The sequence below is a fragment of the Nocardia sp. NPDC049220 genome (genome assembly GCF_040647855.1).
In the GTDB taxonomy this organism is placed as follows: Bacteria; Actinomycetota; Actinomycetes; order Mycobacteriales; family Mycobacteriaceae; genus Nocardia.
Map to the genome: position 1 here is coordinate 136,580 of NZ_JBEZDA010000002.1, position 18,955 is coordinate 155,534.

At 65.4% G+C, this 18,955-nt stretch carries 20 protein-coding genes; 10 read left to right on the forward strand and 10 right to left on the reverse strand.

The features are described from left to right. Positions 1–240: 240 nt before the first annotated feature. Positions 241–1,419 (reverse strand): S8 family serine peptidase, encoded by a 1,179-nt coding sequence (locus AB0C34_RS07985; protein WP_357068762.1) that lies wholly within the window; start codon positions 1,417–1,419, stop codon positions 241–243. Further along, a complete protein-coding gene (locus tag AB0C34_RS07990) occupies positions 1,416–2,219 on the reverse strand; it encodes a hypothetical protein (protein ID WP_357068764.1) in 804 nt (267 codons plus the stop codon). Before AB0C34_RS07990 ends, AB0C34_RS07985 begins: the two co-directional genes overlap by 4 nt. A gap of 396 nt (positions 2,220–2,615) precedes the next feature. Here AB0C34_RS07990 and AB0C34_RS07995 point away from each other — a divergent pair, with 396 nt between their 5' ends. Both AB0C34_RS07995 and AB0C34_RS08000 read left to right on the forward strand, forming a co-directional pair. After that, a complete protein-coding gene (locus tag AB0C34_RS07995; RefSeq protein WP_357068766.1) occupies positions 2,616–3,221 on the forward strand; it encodes an ABC transporter ATP-binding protein in 606 nt (201 codons plus the stop codon). Then, entirely contained in the window at positions 3,218–4,150 is a 933-nt protein-coding gene (locus AB0C34_RS08000) for a hypothetical protein (protein WP_357068768.1), read from the forward strand. Before AB0C34_RS07995 ends, AB0C34_RS08000 begins: the two co-directional genes overlap by 4 nt. A gap of 33 nt (positions 4,151–4,183) precedes the next feature. Here AB0C34_RS08000 and AB0C34_RS08005 read toward each other — a convergent pair whose 3' ends face one another. The 3 genes from AB0C34_RS08005 to AB0C34_RS08015 all read right to left on the reverse strand — a co-directional run bounded on the left by AB0C34_RS08005 (position 4,184) and on the right by AB0C34_RS08015 (position 6,658). Beyond that, positions 4,184–5,155 (reverse strand): serine/threonine-protein kinase, encoded by a 972-nt coding sequence (locus AB0C34_RS08005; protein WP_357068770.1) that lies wholly within the window; start codon positions 5,153–5,155, stop codon positions 4,184–4,186. A 330-nt stretch (positions 5,156–5,485) separates the two neighbouring features. After that, positions 5,486–5,842 (reverse strand): nuclear transport factor 2 family protein, encoded by a 357-nt coding sequence (locus AB0C34_RS08010; protein WP_357068772.1) that lies wholly within the window; start codon positions 5,840–5,842, stop codon positions 5,486–5,488. A 30-nt stretch (positions 5,843–5,872) separates the two neighbouring features. Further along, positions 5,873–6,658: an SDR family oxidoreductase gene (locus tag AB0C34_RS08015; protein ID WP_357068774.1), complete on the reverse strand. Its 786-nt coding sequence runs from the start codon at positions 6,656–6,658 to the stop codon at positions 5,873–5,875. 107 nt (positions 6,659–6,765) lie between these two features. Here AB0C34_RS08015 and AB0C34_RS08020 point away from each other — a divergent pair, with 107 nt between their 5' ends. The 3 genes from AB0C34_RS08020 to AB0C34_RS08030 all read left to right on the forward strand — a co-directional run bounded on the left by AB0C34_RS08020 (position 6,766) and on the right by AB0C34_RS08030 (position 9,948). After that, the gene (locus tag AB0C34_RS08020; protein WP_357068776.1) at positions 6,766–7,275 is read left to right on the forward strand and encodes a helix-turn-helix domain-containing protein; all 510 of its coding nucleotides are present in this window, start codon (positions 6,766–6,768) and stop codon (positions 7,273–7,275) included. A gap of 136 nt (positions 7,276–7,411) precedes the next feature. Further along, positions 7,412–8,221 carry a class I SAM-dependent methyltransferase gene (locus AB0C34_RS08025; protein ID WP_357068778.1) on the forward strand — a complete coding sequence of 270 codons (810 nt, stop codon included), beginning with the start codon at positions 7,412–7,414 and terminating at the stop codon, positions 8,219–8,221. A 188-nt stretch (positions 8,222–8,409) separates the two neighbouring features. After that, positions 8,410–9,948 (forward strand): amino acid permease, encoded by a 1,539-nt coding sequence (locus tag AB0C34_RS08030; protein WP_357068780.1) that lies wholly within the window; start codon positions 8,410–8,412, stop codon positions 9,946–9,948. Between the two features lie 67 nt (positions 9,949–10,015). Here AB0C34_RS08030 and AB0C34_RS08035 read toward each other — a convergent pair whose 3' ends face one another. Both AB0C34_RS08035 and AB0C34_RS08040 read right to left on the reverse strand, forming a co-directional pair. Continuing rightward, complete coding sequence (locus AB0C34_RS08035; RefSeq protein ID WP_357068781.1) at positions 10,016–10,225, reverse strand: hypothetical protein; 210 nt, start codon at positions 10,223–10,225, stop codon at positions 10,016–10,018. 27 nt (positions 10,226–10,252) lie between these two features. Beyond that, positions 10,253–11,191 carry an SDR family NAD(P)-dependent oxidoreductase gene (locus AB0C34_RS08040; RefSeq protein WP_357068783.1) on the reverse strand — a complete coding sequence of 313 codons (939 nt, stop codon included), beginning with the start codon at positions 11,189–11,191 and terminating at the stop codon, positions 10,253–10,255. Positions 11,192–11,283: 92 nt separating this feature from the next. On the opposite strand from AB0C34_RS08040, the gene AB0C34_RS08045 reads away from it, so the two are divergent. From AB0C34_RS08045 to AB0C34_RS08065, 5 genes are all read left to right on the forward strand, one after another. After that, entirely contained in the window at positions 11,284–11,850 is a 567-nt protein-coding gene (locus AB0C34_RS08045) for a TetR/AcrR family transcriptional regulator (protein WP_357068785.1), read from the forward strand. A 225-nt stretch (positions 11,851–12,075) separates the two neighbouring features. After that, positions 12,076–12,867: a TIGR03084 family metal-binding protein gene (locus AB0C34_RS08050; RefSeq protein ID WP_357068787.1), complete on the forward strand. Its 792-nt coding sequence runs from the start codon at positions 12,076–12,078 to the stop codon at positions 12,865–12,867. Positions 12,868–13,121: 254 nt separating this feature from the next. Next, positions 13,122–14,306 (forward strand): L-2-hydroxyglutarate oxidase, encoded by a 1,185-nt coding sequence (gene lhgO / locus AB0C34_RS08055; protein WP_357068789.1) that lies wholly within the window; start codon positions 13,122–13,124, stop codon positions 14,304–14,306. A gap of 139 nt (positions 14,307–14,445) precedes the next feature. Further along, positions 14,446–14,916, forward strand: coding sequence for an SRPBCC family protein (locus AB0C34_RS08060; RefSeq protein WP_357068791.1), 471 nt, complete (start codon positions 14,446–14,448; stop codon positions 14,914–14,916). A 10-nt stretch (positions 14,917–14,926) separates the two neighbouring features. Next, on the forward strand, positions 14,927–15,499 hold the full coding sequence (locus AB0C34_RS08065) for a ribonuclease H (protein ID WP_357068793.1): 573 nt from the start codon (positions 14,927–14,929) through the stop codon (positions 15,497–15,499). 203 nt (positions 15,500–15,702) lie between these two features. On the opposite strand, the gene AB0C34_RS08070 is transcribed toward AB0C34_RS08065, so the two are convergent. The 3 genes from AB0C34_RS08070 to AB0C34_RS08080 all read right to left on the reverse strand — a co-directional run bounded on the left by AB0C34_RS08070 (position 15,703) and on the right by AB0C34_RS08080 (position 18,953). Then, a complete protein-coding gene (locus tag AB0C34_RS08070) occupies positions 15,703–16,551 on the reverse strand; it encodes a hypothetical protein (protein WP_357068795.1) in 849 nt (282 codons plus the stop codon). Positions 16,552–16,686: 135 nt separating this feature from the next. After that, a complete protein-coding gene (locus AB0C34_RS08075) occupies positions 16,687–17,865 on the reverse strand; it encodes an MlaD family protein (RefSeq protein ID WP_357068797.1) in 1,179 nt (392 codons plus the stop codon). Next, complete coding sequence (locus AB0C34_RS08080; RefSeq protein WP_357068799.1) at positions 17,862–18,953, reverse strand: MlaD family protein; 1,092 nt, start codon at positions 18,951–18,953, stop codon at positions 17,862–17,864. Before AB0C34_RS08080 ends, AB0C34_RS08075 begins: the two co-directional genes overlap by 4 nt. Positions 18,954–18,955 lie beyond the last annotated feature (2 nt).

The following is an 18,955-nucleotide window of genomic DNA, read 5'->3' on the forward strand; positions in this document are numbered from 1 at the left end:
CGTGGTCGCGTAGGCGAGCTCGCCCGATGCGCCTGCGTTGCGCCGCTATCGCATGGGTCGTCCTCCGACGCGCCGACCGAGATCGCGCCTCCACGATTTCGCTGTGCTCACCCCGGAGAAGGCCGCTGATCTACTCGCGTTGACCTATACGCACTGCGGGACAACGACAACACAGCCCACAGCACGACCAGAATTCTCCGGGGTGAAACTCGGTGTCCGCCGCGGTGGAACAGCTGACGATCAGCGGGCGTTGCCCATCCACTGCCGCTGCGCACGCCGCCCGCGGCGGAACAGCAACCATCCCACACCCACAAACAGCAGTCCCAGCACACCAGCGACCCCGCCAATCGCGAGATCTTCAGAATTCATCCCATAGTTGATATTCCGAGGCGTACCGTCGTCTCCCGGTCCGAAATGGACACCGGCCCCTTCTTTTCCGACCGCGAGCGCGGGGCTTTCCGGTCGCAGGCTCGCGGCGCCCCGCAGTGCCGCTTCCGCGTTGATCACGCCGTAACCGGTCAACGGGTTGTGACCCTGACCGTACGTGGAGGCGGTGCTTTGCAGGAGTTGCTCCACCTGTCGCGGCGCGAGTTCGGGGTACTTGGCGAGAATCAGTGCCGCAACCCCAGCGGTGAGTGCCCCCGAGCACGAGGTGCCGTCGACCGGAGCCCGCCCGTTCGTGCTGGTTTCGGCTTCGTTGATGCCGACACCGGGCGCGGCCACGTCCACGTAGTCGTGCACGGAAGAGAACTCCGCCCGCGACCCGTCCGGATTCGTGGCGGCCACCCCGATGACCCCTGGGTATCCGACCGGGTAGGCCAGGTGATTGTCCCCGTCACCGTCGTTACCGCCGGAGGCGATCACCACCACGCCTTTGCCCAGCGCGTATTGCACGGCTTTCATGGTTTCGTCGCTGTACGCACCGAGGCTGACCTGCGAGCCCAGGGACAAGGAGACCACTCGCGCGCCGTGGTCGGTGGCATATCGGATGGCTTTGCCGATCGGATCGGCCTGACCGGACAGACTTCCGTGCTCCATCGACTGTTCCCAGGTCTGGAAACTCGGATCGTCCGCGTCGCGGAGCGCGCGCAGGCCGAGCACCTTCGCGCCCGGCGCGACGTCGAGCACGCTGGAGGCCATCGACGTGCCATGGGCGCCGTACCACGGCTGGGAGTTCTGCCCCGTAGCGCCTAGGAAGTCGGGGCCCTCGGTCGCGCGACCCGCCAATGCGGGGTGTTCGGTCCGAATCCCGGTGTCTATCACCGCGACCGTTATTCCGTCGCCCCTGCTGATCGCCTGTGCCGCGGGCACCGACAGGACAGGTAGTTCCCAGCCGTTCTCCGCGGCGGCGGCGACCGGAGAACCGATAGCCAGCGACGACGCCGCCACCAACGTGCCTATCGCGAGGTGGCACTTCATTTCACATCTCCCCTCAACAATGTCGACCGGCAGTAGGCGCCGAGGACCTGGCTCGAGACGTTCCGGAAGATGCCCTGCTGCGACTTGGCGGCATAGGACCACTGGTCGGGCAGGGAAGTCCAGGTGCGCGAGTCGTCGACCGGGCCGACACTGATCGCAGCGAGGTAGGGCGGCGAGGTTGTCGACAGCCCGACGAGCTCCGCGCCACCGGTCATGGCCAGGTTCTTGTTCCAGGACGCGGCCGGTGTATTCGCCACGGCGACCGGGTTCACCAGCGGCCCGGGGCCTGCGGACCAGTTGAACTCCTGGTTCACGGCGTAGGCCTCGTCATAGGAACTCACCACGGCCACACCGAGAGTCAGTGCTACCGTCCCGCCGATGTCCACATAGGTCGCACGCAGCGCGGTTTTGCACCCGGCATCATCCAGCACATCGGAGAAGTCCTGACGGAACGCCTCCGCGCAGCTGGTTTCCGTCGCGATGCCCTGCCGGGACCAGCCCGGCGAGTTGTCGTGGGTGTCTCTATCGGCGAGATAGTCGGGGAAGATCTCATCACTGGTCAAGTTGTGCCAAGCGACCGCGGCGAAGGCGTCGTTGGTGGTCACCTGCCGGGCGTTGATACTCCCGTTGACCAACACCGCGCAGCTGAGTAGCAGAGGAAAGACGCCGAGAACGATCAAGAAGATCCCGCTGATCTTGGCGCCCTTCGGCTTCCGAGCCCGGACCGGCGGCACCGGCGGGTAGGACCGCGCTGGCGGACCCGGCGGAAAGCCGGGATAGTTTTGATGAGGACTGTGCACGGTTCTTCCCATCGGTGTTCTCAAGTGCTGGTACGTGCCCATACCTAACCATCCCGGCCATCCGGCGGCAACGCCCTCTTCACCCCACCGGTGGGCTGCCCGATCACGAGAGCGTCGAGGTGACCGGCGATCTTCGACCAGCTGACAGCCGGTCGGCACGAAAGCTCGACCTCGAATGGCAACCTTCAGGACTGCGACCTCGACAGCGCCGTCGCGGGGCCACACGATGCCGATCCGGAATCCTCCCGGGACGATCCGATCTGCCGGTAGACCCGAGATGCCGCACGGGCAGATCCACGAATCAGCGCTCCTTACAAAGCTTTTCGTCGCACCGGTTAATTGGTAGCATTCGACCGGCCGTCGGACCATAACATCGGCGACAGGTAAGGGGCGTTGATGGAAGTGGAGGACGTTCACCACTCATATGGCAAACGATCGGTGCTGCGTGGCATCGACTTCGTATTGCCTACGGGGGCACTGGTGGGCATTGTCGGTGAGAACGGGGTCGGCAAGTCGACGTTGCTGAAGGTGTTGTCCGGAGCGCTGCGACCGAACCGAGGAGCGGTCCGCCACCGTGGGCGGTTCGGTTACTGCCCGCAACAAGTGATCTTGAACGACGCGTTCACGGTCCGCCAGCACCTGGACTTCTTCGCTGCGGCTTATGCGATTCCAGACTTGCGGCGGGCCGAGGAGACCATGGCGATTCTCCGTTTCTCCGAGTACGCCGGAGAGCGAGTCGGGACGCTCAGCGGCGGTACGCGGCAGAAACTCAACCTCACGCTGGCGGTGATGCACGACCCTCAGGTTCTGCTACTCGACGAGCCGTACCAGGGTTTCGACTGGGAGACATATCTGCGTTTCTGGGATCTGGTCGCAGACTTCCGTGACACCGGCCGCTCGGTTCTGGTCGTCTCGCATCTGGCCCACGACACCGAGAAACTGGATCAGGTATGGCGGTTGCGCGACGGCGTCCTCCAGGGCGGACAGGAGAAGGCCGGATGACCGACAGTGCACGACTGTTCGTGATCGCCACCCGCTACGGCCTCATCGAACATGCGCGTAATCGGTTCGCCATGTTGTTGGTAGTCGTCTTCGTTCCCATGCTGGTCACGTTGGTGCGCGTGGCCGTCACCGACATCCAACTCCCGTTCCGGCTTCGAGACACCGGTCTGGTTCTACTCGCCAACGGCAACAAGCTCGCCCAGATCAGCGCGGCACTGATGGCGGTCTCGCTGATCACTGGGTTCATGATGTTCGCGGCGACCTTCGGCAGCGGAGAATTCGACCGGCGCCTGTCCATGGCCGGGTTTCCCAGGGTTGCACTGGGTCTGGCGAAAGTCGCCTGTCTGATGGTGGCTTCGGTGGCGGTCAGCGCATACGCCACCGTCATCATCTGCGGTTATTGGTCGCCTCGACAGCCCCTCGTGCTGGCCGCGGCGCTTTTCTGTGCCGCGATGACCTACGGAGCGCTGGGTGTCGCCTTGGGCACGCTGCTTCGCCGCGAGGTGGAGGGTATGTTCGCCCTGGCGATGATCAGCGCCGTCGACATGGCCGTGCAGAACCCGATCGCGAGCAACGGCGCCGACACCGATATCGTGCGCTGGCTGCCGTCCTACGGCGCCATGCAGGCCGCGACCGCCGCCGGCTTCTCCGACGCGACGCTGTTCAAGGATTTCGCCGTGCAACTGACCTGGTTCACCGCGAGCGCCCTTGTCGGACTGATCGTTTTTCACCGGCGTACCCGCTCGACTCTCGGGCCCACGATGCGGATCGGCCGGTCGAGACCTCGCCTCCCGGGAACCGACCCGGCCGGAAGAGACGGCCATGCGCTAACGGTGTCACACGCGATCTCTCGGGTGGTTGGGATGAACACCTCCCGGCCGGCCGTTGTGGATGCGGTAGATGACGACGACGCATACCCGAGCCCATGAGCAGTGACTGAGGAAGCAGCCGGCGGGTGGGCCCTATCGCGGGCCGGAGGACGCGTCGGCGCCGTTCGCCCCCGCTTCATTTCGTCTGATGGTGGCGTTCAGCAGTGGCGATCCCGTGAATGCCAGTTTCAGACGATTCAGTAAGGGCGCGCGCGGGCCCGGATCGATGCCGTGCAGTGCCTCGGTGAGTAGGCGGATCGGTTCGGTGCACGAGTCGTAGCGGGCACCTGGGTGCTTCGCGAGCGACCGGTGCAGGATCGCGTCGACCTCGGGCGGGATCCACGGTTGTCGTTTCGAGATGGCCGGGGGTGGATCGTAGAGCTGGGCCTGCGCCGTGGCCATGAGATTCGCGCGGGGGAACGGCGGGCGTCCGGTGAGCAGCTCGATGGCCGAACACGCCAGTGCGTACTGATCCGTCGCCGGCGACACAGTGTCCGCTCGCAGCAGTTCCGGCGCGGCATACGGCACCGAGACGGTGATGAAACCGTTGGTGGCCAAGGGCGGTTCGGGCCGGTGCAGCCACCGCGCCTGATCGAAGTCCGAGATCTTCACCGTCGCCGGTTCGCCCGCGCCGACCAACACATTCGCCGGTTTCACGTCGAGATGGACCACCTCGTTGGCGTGCGCGAAATCCAACCCTGCCGCGATATGGGTCAGCACATGTAGCACCCGCGGCAGATCCGGGTGCTGGTGCGGCTTGCGCACCAACGTCGCCCCCGTCGCTCCCGCCACGTACTCGCGCGCCGACCACAACCTGCCGTCGATGTCACCGTGGGCGTACATTCGGACGATGTCGGGGTGCCGCAACGCGGACAAAATGTCGAACTCGTGCACGAATCTCGCACGAGCCGTGGGGGATTTGCTGTCATCCGGTCCCAGGATCTTCAGTGATACCGGCCGCAACCGTTCCAGATCCTCGGCGAGATAAACCTCGCTGCTGCCGCCATGGCCCAGCCGAGCCCGCACAACAAATCCCGCAAACCGGTCACCAGGCTCGAGTGCCACGGGCTAACCATAGTTCGCCGGGGTGCGTCATTGTGATCGCGCCGGTGAACTTCGACGTCGCTCGCTGGCGCACCGTGGCGTCAGCCGGTGGCGCGCAGAGTTGTTCTCATCGTCGGAAAGTGTCGTCACCAGCGCGGTGGGTCTGAGCCGATCGGGCGAGTCAGCACACGAAGCCAGCAGAGCACGTATGTGGCGCTTGACGCGCGGGCTCAGCCGTTAGGGCGAAATCTGTGGCCCAACAGATGGTGGCACGGCAGCCGGCGGCGCATTGGGCGATGGTGCGACCGCCTATGGCAGGGTCGTTCATCGACAGCCACCGCCACAGTCAACTCAGGGCTCGATGACGAGCCGTTCGATCCGGCCGTCACCGAGGGTGAACTGATAGCGCAAGTCGACGGTTCCGCCGGGGAAGTTGCCTTCGAGATGGTGCGTAGCGGTGTAGTGAGTCGCGTCCGCTTGCTGCGCGCCGGTGAGCTCGGTGGTGTAGGTGAACTCGCCGGCGGCGCGGGTCAGCCACTGCTCGATCGCTGCGGTTCCCCGATACGTCTTGCCATCGTCGATCACGGTGGCGTCGGCGTTGAATGCGGCGATCGCGGTGGCGGTGTCGCGCGCCCGGTGCGCCGTCAGGTAGCGAGTGACCACGTCGGGCAGCGCGGCGGCAATGTCCTGGGGTCGGCTGACATTCATTGTTGGGTGTCCTTTACGGTGTTGCGCGAATCAGACAGTGGGGGTGGTGCCGCCGTCGATGACATATTCGGCACCGACGATGGCCGATGCGCGATCGGAGACGAGGAAGGCGACCAGTTCCGCCACTTCCTCGGGCCGACTGGGACGGCCGAGGGGTATACCACCGAGGGTGTCCATGAGTTGGTCGAGTGCCGCGGCGTGGCCGATACCGGCGTCCTCGGCGATTCGGGCGACGAGGTGGTCGGCGGCGGCGGTCTGGATGAAGCCCGGCGAGACCGTGTTGACGCGTACTCCGTGCGGGGCGACCTGGTTGGCCAGTCCCTTGCTGTAGGCGGTCAGCGCGGCCTTGGCGGCGGCGTAGGCGAGCGTGCCGTTCCACAGCGGCATCCGGCGCTGAATGGAGGAGACGTGCACGATCACCCCTTTGCCGGCCTGGATCATGCCGGGCAGCAGGCCACGATCCAGCCGGACAGCGGCCAGCAGATTCGTGTTCAGTTCCCGGTTCCAGTCGTCCTCGCCCAACACGGCGAACCCACCCGCAGGCGCCGCGGAGCCGCCGAGGTTGCTGACCAAGATGTCGATGCCACCCAGGCGGTGCTGCGTCTCGGCGACCACCGCGCTCACCCCATCGGAGGTGGTCAAGTCGGCGGCGATGAAGGCCTCGGAGGCCATGCCATCCGGCCGGCTGCGGGCGGTCACCAGCACCGTGGCCCCGGCTCGGGCCAGACGACGGGCGATAGCCGCCCCCGCGCCTTTGGTGCCACCGGTGACCAGGGCACGCCGGCCGTGCAGGGAGTCGCTGCGGGCGACAGTCATGCTGTTTCCATTCTTGGGCGGCGGCGCGCAAGGCCCAACACCCACAGTCAGTGCTAAAATAGAAGAAAGTAACTTTTACTTTAGCAGTAACTACGAGGAGTGGCGCGATGGCGAGCCGGATCAGGCTGGAAGACCGGGAATGCCCGCTGTCCACAACGGCGCAGCACGTCGGCGAGTGGTGGACGCTGCTGCTGCTGCACGACGCTTTCGATGGCTATACGCGCTTCGATCAGTTCCAGCACAGCCTGGGCATCTCCTCCAGCATGCTCACGACACGCCTGAAGACTCTCGTCAACGACGGGCTTTTAGCACGCCGCCCCTACCAGACCAACCCCGTCCGGCACGAGTACGTCCTCACCGACCTGGGCCGCTCACTGCGTCCGGTGATCATCGCCCTGGCTGCCTGGGGTAACTCCCGCCTCACGCCCGAGCAGCGCAGCATGATCCTCGTCGACGCGGGCAGTGGCGAAGAAGTCGTACCCGTGGTCGTCGACGCCAGAACCGGCCGACGCCTCGATGACAGTGCCGCCTACGTGTTCACCGCCGGACCTGCGGCGAGTCGAGCGATGCGCGCGCGCTACCACCCCACCGACAGTGCCGCCATTGCGCAGCGGTAGACGGAAAAGGCCAGGCCGATCACCGCGTCGTACCGGTGCACTCGGTCGGTAGATCCCACGGTCGAGAGCCCAATTGCCCTGACAGCCTTCGGTATACGCACCCCTGCGACTAAAATTAGGCCCAGAGGTGACACCGATGACTCGAGACGCCCCTGACAGCGCAACGATCGACTCGATGCCCCGTGGCGGTCCGGATGCATCCTGGTTCGACCGCCGCCTACAGACCGATAGGCGCGAATACCTCGACCGATACGACGTGCCTGACGAACGAAAACAGCGGATCGTCGCATACCTCGACCGTGTCGGCGAGCGCACCGGCCACCACAAATGCAACGCACAATTGGTCCTCGAGCAGATCGCGGGCATCGTGAATCCGCAGATCCTCGAGCTGGGGGCCGGACACGGCAAACTTTCGGCATACATCCTGGCGCTACATCCGACCGCCGAAGTAACCGTGACCGACCTGGACCCGAAATCGGTCGCCACCATCGAAGCCGGCCCGCTCGGCGCGCATACCCGCGCCACCGCGAAGGTCACCGACGCCACCGGCATCGACGCACCCGACCACAGCTATGACCTGGTCGTGTTCGCCTCGGCTTTTCACCACCTGCCGCCGCGCGCCGCCCACCGAGCCATCGCCGAAGCCACCCGAGCCGGGAAGCAATTCCTCGTTTTCGACTTGCAACGGCCGCCTTCGATCGCGGCCGCGCTTCTTCCCTTGCTCATCCTCATCCCCGCTATCGTGCTCGTCCTGGCCAACTCCTCACCCGCCGCGGTCTTCCCCGTTCTCCATGACGCCTACATCAGCATGCTGCGCTCCTACAGCAAGTCGGCGTTCACCGCGCTCGGCGCGGCAGCAGACCCGGCGATCACCGTCGAGTTCGTCCCAACCAAACGGCAAGTCGCGGTGATCTACACCAACCCGCGAGCGGGCTCCCCAAGTTGAACCGTTCGCTTTCCGGTGAGTATGCGCAGGGTGCGTTTGTGCACTATGTCGGGGTGTTCGACGGCTTGTGCCCGGGCGGGGTCGGTGGTCCGAGCAAGCTGAAACAGTGGCCACCTATTGATCGTGCCGTTGGTTGACGGTACATTCAGCAGCGATGTGATAGCCGTCACCTGAGAGAGGCCCTGGCCATGACAACAGTGCGACCTCCCTCGGAGGTGTCGACGTCCACGGACGCGCTACATGCGGAAGATGCGGGATACCACAAGACCTTGCGCCCGCGTCAGCTACAGATGATCGCGATCGGTGGCGCCATCGGCACCGGACTCTTCCTCGGGTCGGGCGGCCGTCTGGCCAACGCCGGCCCCGGCTTATTTCTGGTCTATGCCGTCTGCGGGGTGTTCGTATTCTTCATCTTGCGAGCGCTGGGCGAGCTGGTGCTGCACCGTCCGTCCTCGGGGTCGTTCGTTTCCTATGCCCGTGAGTTCTACGGCGAGAAACTGGCTTTCGCGGTCGGCTGGATGTACTTCTTCCAGTGGTGCATGACCGGAATCGTGGACATCACCGCCGTCGCCACGTATGTCCATTACTGGGGGGCATTCGAAGCGTTACCGCAGTGGCTGATCGCTCTGGTCGCCCTGGCGCTGGTGGTGAGCATCAACCTCATCTCGGTGAAGTGGTTCGGAGAGTTGGAGTTCTGGGCCGCGCTGATCAAGGTCGTCGCGCTGGTCGCCTTCCTGATCATCGGCACGGTCTTCCTCGCGGGCCGGTTCACCGTCGACGGACAGCACACCGGACCCAGTGTCATCGTCGACAACGGCGGACTGTTCCCGAGCGGTGTCCTGACACTGGTCATGGTCACCACCGGCGTCGTATTCGCTTACGCCGCCGTGGAACTCGTCGGGACAGCGGCCGGCGAGACGGAAGACCCGGAGAAGATCATGCCGCGCGCGATCAACTCCGTCATCGCCCGCATCGCGCTGTTCTATGTCGGATCGCTGGTGCTGCTCGGCCTGCTGCTGCCCTACGTCGTCTTCAAGTCCGGTGAAAGCCCGTTCGTCACCTTCTTCACGCGAATCGGTGTGAACGGCGCCGGGTCGGTCATGAATCTTGTGGTGCTGACCGCGGCGTTCTCCAGCCTGAACGCCGGCTTGTATTCGACCGGCCGAATCCTGCGGTCGATGTCGATGAACGGCAGTGCGCCGGCGATCGCGGCACGGATGTCGAAGGGTGGGGTGCCTTATGTCGGCATTCTGGCGACCGCCGCGATCGCGCTGATCGGTGTCGGGCTGAACGCGGTGGTGCCCGAGAAAGCGTTCGAGATCGTGCTCAATATGTCGACACTGGGCACTATCACGTCCTGGGGTGCAATCGTGGTCTGCCAACTGCAACTGTGGCGTTGGTGGCGCAAAGGGCTGGTTGAGCGGCCATCGTTCCGGTTGATCGGCACGCCTTATACGAGCGTCGCGACGCTGGTTTTCCTGGCGGCCGTGGTCGTCTTGATGGCGTGCAGCGACGACGAGGTGCAGCGCGGCGCGGTGCTCGCCGCGGGCGTCATCATGGTTCCGGCGCTGGTCGGCGGGTGGTTCCTGGCCCGCAAACGAGTGGCGAGCATCGCGCAGCAGCGCGAGGGCATCACAGGCAAGTTCCCCGTCGTGGCCGAGCGTCCGCTGCGCCAGCCCGAGGCAAGCGAATCGGTCGCCGTCCTCGACGAACGCGAGCAAGAGTAAAGCCTCGACAAAGATGCCGAGCGCCAAAGGCCGGGGAACGCTCTATCGAACGGCGCTTCCCGGCCCTTCACCGGAGGATCGGCGTGACAAGATCCAATATCCGCACACCCCACTCGATGACACCCTGATTCTCCCCCCGGAGTGTCACGATTTCCTCGTCGTCGACGAAGAGGCTGGTCGGCGGTCGAAAATCGTCCTGGCGGCTCATCAGATCCAGTCGCCGCCCGAACAACGCGTACGCCGCACGCGTCGCCGGTGGAAACCGCCGACCGAGCATGTCCTCGACCGGCGCGAGTTCGGCCCCTCAGCGGGTCAAGGTCTCGACCGACACCTGCCACAGTCGGGCGGCCGCATCAGGATCCAGCGCGTACTCGGCCACCCCGCTACGTGCACCGAGCTTGCCGACCTCGGCTTCGGCGCAGTCTTCGAAATAACGTCCGCCGATGCCGTCGAGCAGCGGTGACGTCGCGACGAGAATCGACGTGGCCGCGCCCTGTTCAGGTGTCTTCCACCGCAGTTCGGCGCCGCCCGCCGCCGCGCGCAGTCGATCGAGTTCCTCGTCCGATATGTACCGCTGCAAATTGGTGCGAATGCCACCGGGCATCAGCGCGTTGACGGTGATCCCGTCGCCTGCCCATCGTTTGGTCGCCTCGACGGCGAAGAGCACGTTGGCCGTCTTGGACTGCCCATACGCCGACCACGGATCGTACGGGCGGCGCTCGAAGTGGATGTCCTCGAAGACAACCGGAGAACGGTGATGCGCGCTCGAGCTGACCGACACGACGCGGGCGCCGTTCGCGTCGGCCAGCGCGCGATGCAGGCCGGTGGCGAGCGCGAAGTGGCCAAGGTGGTTCGTGGCGAATTGTATCTCCCACCCCTGCGCTGTGCGCAGGAGCGGCGAGGCCATGACGCCCGCATTGTTGACCAGGATGTGCAGCGGACCATCCCACCCTGCGACGAACGTCGCGACGGAGGCCTGGTCGGCGAGATCGAGCGGAGCGATGAGCACTTGTTTGTTGCCGGTGCTGTCGATGATGTCGGCGGCGGTGCGCTCGCCTGCCTCGACATTGCGCACCGCGAGGGTCACCTCCGCGCCGGCGCCGGCCAGGGCGCGCGCCGTCTCGACGCCGATACCGGACGCGCCGCCGGTGACGATGGCGCGACGGTCGGTGAGGTCGATGCCAGCGATCACCTCGGCGGCGGTCGACTGCGCACTGAAGGGGGTTGTGATGCGATCGCTCATGACGTGTCCCGTCTCGGTAGAGTAGTACCGGAGGATTCTCCGGTACCTAGTACAAACCGGAGGCTACTCCGTTTCATTCCCGGGAGGCTCTGATGGCAACCGAACGCCCACTTCGCGCGGACGCGCAGCGCAATCGGGACCGACTGCTCGAGGTCGCCGTCCGCGCGTTCTCGCGCGACGGTCCGGATGTCACGCTCGATGCCATCGCGAAGGAGGCAGGTGTCGGCATCGGCACGCTGTACCGCCACTTTCCCACCCGCGAGGCACTGATCGACGCGGCCTACCGCAACGAACTCGCCCGGCTGTGCGACTCAGTCGGCGACCTCTTACGCGATATGCCTCCCGACCAGGCGCTACGCACCTGGATGGACCGCTTCGTCGACTACATGACCACCAAGCGCGGCATGGGCGACGCGCTGCGCGCGCTCATCGCCTCCGGTGGCAACCCGTTCTCCGAGAGCCGCGACCAGCTCACTGCCGCGGTGTCGACATTGCTGCGAGCCGGAGTGGCTGCCGGCCTGTTGCGTACGGACATCGAGCCCGACGACGTGCTGGTCGGCTTCAGTGGAGTGTCGCTCGCCACCGCGGGCCCGGAACGCCGCGAACAGGCCGGCCGCCTACTCGATCTATTCATGGACGGACTACGCCGCCAGCGCTGAGCATCTGCGGGCTCCGGACAGTCCGCCCACCACCGCGTCTCCGGTCGAGGTCGGCGACATCATCCCGTCGCTAACTCACTCATTTTTGCAGGTAAATGGGATAATCACTACGCGGCAACAGGGCTCATCGAATACAAGCACGCACGATTGCTTTTTTCTGCGCCCGCTGCAAAGCTGAACCGCGACAGCACACGGGCGGTGTGCCTCGATCGGCAAAGGGAACAAATGGCTGACCTCGAAGCGCTGCTCAATGATTTCGCCGACGAATGCGCGGATCTGGAACGACTCGTCACCCCGCTCGCACAGGTGGACTGGGCGCGGACGACCCCTGCGACCGGTTGGACCATCGCGCACCAGATCGGCCACCTGGCCTGGACCGATGAGGTAGCGACCATCGCGGCCGCGGACGCCGCCGGTTTCCGGAAGCTGCTGGCCGAAGCGGGCCCGCGGGCGCTCACTTTTGTCGACGAAGCGGCCGAGGAAGCCTCGAGCACACCTCCCGCCGAACTGCTCGATCGATGGCGGCGCGGCCGCGCGGCGCTCAGCGACGCGCTTCGCGCGGCACCCGCCGGCGTCAAGTTGCCGTGGTTCGGCCCGCCGATGAGCACCGCCTCGATGATCACCGCCCGAATCATGGAGACCTGGGCACACGGCCAGGACGTGGCCGATTCCCTTGGTGTCGCCAGACCCCCTACTACGCGACTTCGCACCGTGGCCCACATCGGCGTGCGGACCAGGAACTTCGCGTTCACGGTGCATGGAAAGACACCACCCGCCGAGGAGTTCCGAGTGGAATTGACCGCACCTGACGGCACGATCTGGGCGTGGGGCCCGGTGGATGCCGCGCAGCGAGTGATCGGACCGGCGTTGGATTTCTGCCTGCTGGTGACCCAGCGCCGCCACCCGAACGACCTCGCGATCGAGGCACAGGGAGACGACGCCGCCGAATGGCTCACCATCGCACAGGCTTTCGCAGGGCCAACGGGAGAAGGCAGGACAGCGGGCCAGTTCGACTGACCCGCCGATACCCGATCCGGTCCCGCGAATCGGAGCGGGCGAGCGCCACACTTGGGTGCGCCGTTCGTGTCGACGACCGGACGCCGTTGGCCGGATGTCTCGATGTGGCAGTCGAGAATGACGCTCGCCAGCTAGACGGTCTTTACCCGCTCGCACCGCGGCGGAAACATGAAGACCTGGAATTGAGCCCACCGTCGCGAGTGCGGTCGCCCGGGCCGCAATGCTTCGCTCACCCACCGCCTACTGTGCTCGGCATGAGCGCCTACGACTTCTGCGTCATCGGCGGCGGCATCGTCGGTGTCGCCACCGCACACCGGATACTGGCGCGCCACCCCGGCGCGAGCCTCGTGCTGCTGGAGAAGGCGCACGCGCTGGGAACCCACCAGACCGGGCACAACAGCGGCGTCATCCATTCCGGAATCTACTATTCGCCGGATAGCTTGAAGGCCGCGTTGTGCCGCCGCGGCGCGCAATGGACCAAGGATTTCGCTGCGGCACACGATATTCCGTACCAGGTGTGCGGCAAACTGCTGGTCGCCACCGACGACGTCGAATACCACCGAATGCTCGCGCTACACGAGCGCTCGGTGGCCAATGGTGTGGACGTCGAGCTGATCGACGCCGCGGAACTCGCCCGCCGCGAACCACGGGTGACCGGCGTAGGAGCGCTGTTCGTCCCGAGCACCGGCATCATCGACTACACCGGAGTGACCACCACGCTCGCCGCGCAGGTCCGGGCCGCGGGCGGTCTGTTGGTACTCGGCGCCGAGATCACGACACTCACCGAGTCCGCGGATGCGGTGACCGCCGCGGGCCGCACCGGCTCGTGGACGGCTCGCCGCTTGGTGGTCTGCGCGGGACTGCAGGCCGACCGGATTGCGCGAGCAGCCGGATTGCGCACCGATTTCCGCATTGTTCCGTTTCGCGGCGAGTACTATCAACTTCCGCCGAACCGCGCGGGGTTGGTGCGCACACTGATCTATCCGATCCCCGATCCCGATCTACCGTTCCTCGGCGTGCATCTGAGCCCGATGATCGACGGAACGTTGACCGTCGGCCCGAACGCGGTGCTCGGCCTGGCCAGAGAGGATTACCGCAAAGGCGGCTTCGACGCCAGGGATGCGCGAGAGGTGCTGGGATACCCCGGGTTTCATCGAGTCGCCCTGGCCAATGTGCGCACCGGTTTACGGGAACTGCGCAATTCGCTGTTCAAGCGCGGCTATCTGGCGCAGTGCCGTCGCTACTGTCCCGAACTGACGGCAGCCGACCTGCTCCCACGTGAGGCAGGCATCCGCGCCCAGGCGGTCCTGCGCGACGGAACTTTGGTGCACGACTTCTTGATCGAACGCACCGACCGTTCGATCCACCTGCTCAATGCTCCGTCACCAGCGGCAACCTCGGCTATGCCGATCGCGGAGTACATCGTCGACCAGCTCTGAGAACACGTGGTCGGCTCGCGCTTTCAACCAACCGTCCGGTCCCTATCTGGAAATCCGTCCTGCCCGAATCCGGCTCAACCCTCGAATAAAGAGGAGATCTGTAGTACTTTTAACGCCAGTCGTGGGACAGGGAGGGCCTATGGGCCACATCAAGTACGCGAGTGACGTCGGAGCGCCTGTAGAGGTCGCATTCAGCTACGCGGACAACCATCTCTTCGTGCCGGATTGGATGTTCGGCATCGCCAGATTCGCGCCGACCGGCGAAATCGACCACGGCCTCGGCGCGGTATTCGCGACCACCGCCTGTGTCGCACTCTGGCGAACGACCATGACATGCGAGATCACCGAATACCGCCGCAACGTGGTAATCGGGTATACGCTCCGTGGGCGATTGTCCGGGACGCTGACACTGCGATTCGACCCGCTCGGCTATGGGCGGTCGGTGCTGACATCCGAGGCGGAGTACGTTCCACCGCGCGGATTCGTCGGGCGCATGTCCGTCGGTCTGATGGATTCCGTCGTGAAATCGGCGCTCCGCCGGACCGAGTCCCAATTGCGAAGGGAGATAGAGGAATTCCACGGTACCGATCTTGTCGGTCGGATTGCGTAGGGTGCCAACCATGATCATAGTGAGCACCGACGGATCCTGCCTCCGCAATCCCGGCGGCGCCATCGGCTGGGCTTGGGTCAATCATCAGGGCTCCTCCGCGAGTGGGGGAGCCGCGTCCGGAACCAACCAGGTCGCGGAGTTGCGCGCAGTGCTGGAGGCGATCGTCGCCCACCCAGGCCCCGACCCCCTGCTCATCGAAAGCGATTCGCTCTACGCGATCAAGTGCGCCTCGGAGTGGGTGGCGGGGTGGCGAATCAACGGCTGGCGCACGTCTACCGGCGGCGCGGTGAAGAATGTCGAACTCGTCCGACAGATCGACCAGGCCATCGCGAGCAGGCCGGGCCCGGTCCGGTTCCGTTGGGTCCGTGGACATGTCGGCAACTACTTCAATGAGCAGGCCGACGCGCTGGCCGGCGAAGCAGCTCGAAAGGCCGCGGTCACAGCGGCGGTCGCCGAGGCGAACACCGCGGAAATCCCCGTGGTGCCGATGGAAGATACGCCGACGGCACCGGAATCGATGAAGAACAAGGCCGCGGCGAAGCCGGCCGCACCGTCGGCGCCACAAACATTGACGCTGTTCTGATCCGCTCGCGCGGATCGCGAAGACCGCCCGAATGCCCTCCGGCGGTGGTGGCTCGGCCCACCGCCGGAGGCACTCGGCTCCGTAACCGTCGAGAGACCTCGACGGTAGTCGCATGGTCGTTGGCCGGTGCTGCATCGCAGCGATATGATTACGCTCACCGACAGGTTGGTTGGTGGCTCGCCTACCGGCCGGAGGCGGCTCGGCTAGTTGCCCGGCTGCGGACCAGGCTGGCCTGAGGGTGTGGGCTGCTGGCCGCTGCCCGGGGCGGCCGCGCCGGGAAGGCCGGTGCCCGCGCCCTTCAGCATCGGCGAGTCGAGTTTCTCGACCAGCCACTTGTCACCGGACTTCCGCAGCTGCGCGATCACCACTACGAACTGCCGTTCCGGGTTGGTCTGGGTGAAGTTGGTCCGGTACTGCGTGAGCGTCACCAGCACCTTGGCCGAAGTGGTGTCTCCGGACTGGTAGCCGCACTGGACGTCGTCGACCCAGGACTTGACCTTCGCCTGGACCATTGCGTCTTTGAGCGCTTTGGTCGCGTCGTCGAACTCCTGGAGGAACTCGCCGGTCGCGCCGGTCTTCACGGTCGTGAAGTAATCGTCGAGGTTCTTCGAGTAGTCGTAGACGGAGACGTCCTTGCCGAATGCGCATGCTGCGCCGCTCGATTCGCTGATCGCGTCGAGCTTGTCCCCGCGGTCCTTGCCCTGCAGGAAGAACACGACAACAGCTGTGATCGCGGCCACCGCGAGGACACCGGCCACGAACGCGGCCACCAGGGGCAGCGAGCTCGATCTTGCTGGCGCAGCGGTGCGGACGCCCGCCTTGGAGCTGTCGGCTTTCGCGTCCGCCTTGTCCTTGGCCGCTTTCTCCGGTTCGGGCGCATCCGTCTTCGCCGCAGCGGCGGCGTAGTCCGACTCAGCCGCAGCGGCGGCATCGTCCGACTCAGCCGCAGTTGCCGCATCGTCCGGCTCGGTGGTCACCTCGTCGGTGAGGTTGTCGTTGTCGGCGGCCTTCGTTTCGGCGTCTTTGTCGGGCTCGGTCTCGTCGGTAGACATCGATACAAACCTGCACTTTCCCGGCGCGCGTCAGCGCGCACCGATCGGCTGGCCCGGCCCGCCAGCGGCGAACCATAGGCGTTCAACCAGCGAGTATGCCCGGATGACGGAATGGCCGCCGGACCGGGTACACACTCACCGCACCGGAGGAAGGGTCCGCTCGTTCGGATCCACTCCCGGCGGTATATGCGCGCCGTTGTTCGGCACATCGGGCCGCGGCGCATTCGCCGCACCACGAATCTGCTGCCCGGGCGGCGGGTTCTCACAGTAGAGCCACCTCGGAATCGTGCCATCCTGCACGACCTCGTTGCGGATCTTCGGGGTGTTGTAGGTGCAGAACGGGCGCGGCCAGATATCGACGATCGCGTGGAACTCGCCGTCGTGCGCCGGAATGCCCAGCGCCTCACCGCCGAGCGCGAGCGAGGGGAACAGCGCACGCAACGCGGGCAACCGCAACTGCGCGGCCTTGGTAATCGCCTGGAAGTTGGTCGCCAGGCTGGTGATCGGATCGGCCGTTTTGTCCAGCACCGCCCCGAGGCTGCTCAGCTGGCCGGGCGCCTGCTCGAGCACCCGTTGCAGCTCCGCGTTGGCGTTGTTGAACTGCTCGAACAGCACACCGGAATTGCTGGTCAGGGTGGCCAGGTCCGGCTGCGCATGCGACGTGGTTTCGGCGATGGTGCGCAAGTTCGTGATCAGATTGGTGGTCTGCGGCAGCAGGGAGTCGAAGCCGGCCATAGCCAGGCTGATTCCATTGACCATGCCGCGCAACTGATCCGGTCCACCACTGAGCGCGATGTCCAACTCGTTCAGGATGACCTTGAACTTGTCCGGCTCGATCTGCGCGATCAGCGCACTGGAGTTGTCCAGGACCGACCACACCGGCGTCGGCGTGTGAACTCTCGCCGGATCGAAGGTGATCACCGCGCCGTCGGCCAGGTACGGCCCCTGCTCAGCGTTCGGTCGGAAGTCGATGTACTGCTCGCCGGCGCCGGAGAGCGCCTGCACCGCGATCGCCGTGTCCACCGGGATCCGGTACTTCGAGTCGATCTGCGCGATGGCGGTGATGGCCTGGCCACGGTCGGTCAGCTCGATCGAACTGACCTTGCCGATCCGCCAGCCGCGCAGGGTCACATCGTTGCCGGGTTGCAGACCACCCGAACGATCCAGGTTCACCGTGACGGTGTAATCGGATTGCAGCGGGTTGACCCGCATGACGTACACCATCAGGTAGGTGGCGCCGACCACCAGCACCAGGACCAGGCCGAGATTCGACAGCAGCAGCTTGCGCCCGAACAGCTTGGACAGCAACGTCATCGGTGCCCTCCCGCCACCCGGCCCTGCACCAGTTGCAGCACCTGGATCAGGCTGCCAGCGAAGTCCTGCAGATCGTTGAGGTCCTGGAGTTTGCCGTGCTCCGGGTCGGTGAGCGCGCTGATGTCGAGGTTGGTCGCGGTCGCGTACACCGCGAAGCTGTTGCCGCGGAAGGTCGCGTCGACCTTCGGCCGTATTACTCGCAACCGATCGAGCAGAACGCCGAATCCATCACCGGTCCTGGCCAAGGCGTCCATCAGCTTCTGGGTGTTGTCCAGCAGACTGCCCAGCTGCTGGCCGGTGGTATCGGAGTAGTCGCCGAGCGCGGCGCTAGTGGTGGACACCTTGGTCAGCAGGTCACCGATAGCCCGGTTGTTCTCGGCGATGGCGCCGATCATCTGAGGTAGCGTGTCGGCCACCTCGCCGAGCTCGCCACGACGCGACTCGATGGTGTTCGCCAGCGTGCTGAACTCGTTGAGCACACTGTCGACCCGGGCGGTGTTGTCATTCAAACTACCGACCACCCCGGTCATTTCGGTGATCAGATGCGACAGTTGCCCGCCCCGACCGCCCACGATGGAGTCCAGCTCCGAGGCCAATTTCGACAGGCTGGCGATGCCGCCGCCGTTGAACAGCATGGAGACCGAGATCAGCAACTGCTCGACGGTCGCGCCCGCGGAGGTGCTGTCCAGGGTGAGCGTGTCGCCGCCGCGCAGCATCTGTGCGCCCGGCTCGGCCTTCGGCTTGGACACCGCGACGAACACGTCACCGAGCGGAGTGCCCTGGCGCAGCTCCGCTGTGCTGCCCTTGGGCAGTTCGATGTCTTTGCGGATGGTCAGATCCACGATGGCCTGAAAGTTCTTCGTCGTGATTCTGGAGACCACGCCGACATCGGAACCGCCGATCTTCACCTTCGCCTGATCAGGCAGGTTCAGCGCGTTGTCGAACACCGCGTGCACAGTGTAGGTCTCCCCGGACAGGCCCGGCTTGGGCAACGGCAGCCGCTCCACCGTGAGCCCGCACCCCGAGCTGACCCCGACACCGGCCACCGCGGCGACGGTGACCAGCGCCCTGCGTGCCTTGATCGTCATGC

What these genes read in the sequence shown, in the direction of transcription:
- AB0C34_RS08025 (WP_357068778.1), top strand. Translation starts at nt 7,412, where the DNA reads ATGACTCGAGACGCCCCTGACAGCGCAACGATCGACTCGATGCCCCGT.
- AB0C34_RS08030 (WP_357068780.1), top strand. Translation starts at nt 8,410, where the DNA reads ATGACAACAGTGCGACCTCCCTCGGAGGTGTCGACGTCCACGGACGCG.
- AB0C34_RS07995 (WP_357068766.1), top strand. Translation starts at nt 2,616, where the DNA reads ATGGAAGTGGAGGACGTTCACCACTCATATGGCAAACGATCGGTGCTG.
- AB0C34_RS08035 (WP_357068781.1), bottom strand. Translation starts at nt 10,225, where the DNA reads ATGCTCGGTCGGCGGTTTCCACCGGCGACGCGTGCGGCGTACGCGTTG.
- AB0C34_RS08060 (WP_357068791.1), top strand. Translation starts at nt 14,446, where the DNA reads ATGGGCCACATCAAGTACGCGAGTGACGTCGGAGCGCCTGTAGAGGTC.
- AB0C34_RS07985 (WP_357068762.1), bottom strand. Translation starts at nt 1,419, where the DNA reads ATGAAGTGCCACCTCGCGATAGGCACGTTGGTGGCGGCGTCGTCGCTG.
- AB0C34_RS08015 (WP_357068774.1), bottom strand. Translation starts at nt 6,658, where the DNA reads ATGACTGTCGCCCGCAGCGACTCCCTGCACGGCCGGCGTGCCCTGGTC.
- AB0C34_RS08080 (WP_357068799.1), bottom strand. Translation starts at nt 18,953, where the DNA reads ATGACGATCAAGGCACGCAGGGCGCTGGTCACCGTCGCCGCGGTGGCC.
- AB0C34_RS08070 (WP_357068795.1), bottom strand. Translation starts at nt 16,551, where the DNA reads ATGTCTACCGACGAGACCGAGCCCGACAAAGACGCCGAAACGAAGGCC.
- AB0C34_RS08065 (WP_357068793.1), top strand. Translation starts at nt 14,927, where the DNA reads ATGATCATAGTGAGCACCGACGGATCCTGCCTCCGCAATCCCGGCGGC.
- AB0C34_RS08010 (WP_357068772.1), bottom strand. Translation starts at nt 5,842, where the DNA reads ATGAATGTCAGCCGACCCCAGGACATTGCCGCCGCGCTGCCCGACGTG.
- AB0C34_RS08075 (WP_357068797.1), bottom strand. Translation starts at nt 17,865, where the DNA reads ATGACGTTGCTGTCCAAGCTGTTCGGGCGCAAGCTGCTGCTGTCGAAT.
- AB0C34_RS08050 (WP_357068787.1), top strand. Translation starts at nt 12,076, where the DNA reads ATGGCTGACCTCGAAGCGCTGCTCAATGATTTCGCCGACGAATGCGCG.
- AB0C34_RS08000 (WP_357068768.1), top strand. Translation starts at nt 3,218, where the DNA reads ATGACCGACAGTGCACGACTGTTCGTGATCGCCACCCGCTACGGCCTC.
- AB0C34_RS08040 (WP_357068783.1), bottom strand. Translation starts at nt 11,191, where the DNA reads ATGAGCGATCGCATCACAACCCCCTTCAGTGCGCAGTCGACCGCCGCC.
- lhgO (WP_357068789.1), top strand. Translation starts at nt 13,122, where the DNA reads ATGAGCGCCTACGACTTCTGCGTCATCGGCGGCGGCATCGTCGGTGTC.
- AB0C34_RS08045 (WP_357068785.1), top strand. Translation starts at nt 11,284, where the DNA reads ATGGCAACCGAACGCCCACTTCGCGCGGACGCGCAGCGCAATCGGGAC.
- AB0C34_RS08020 (WP_357068776.1), top strand. Translation starts at nt 6,766, where the DNA reads ATGGCGAGCCGGATCAGGCTGGAAGACCGGGAATGCCCGCTGTCCACA.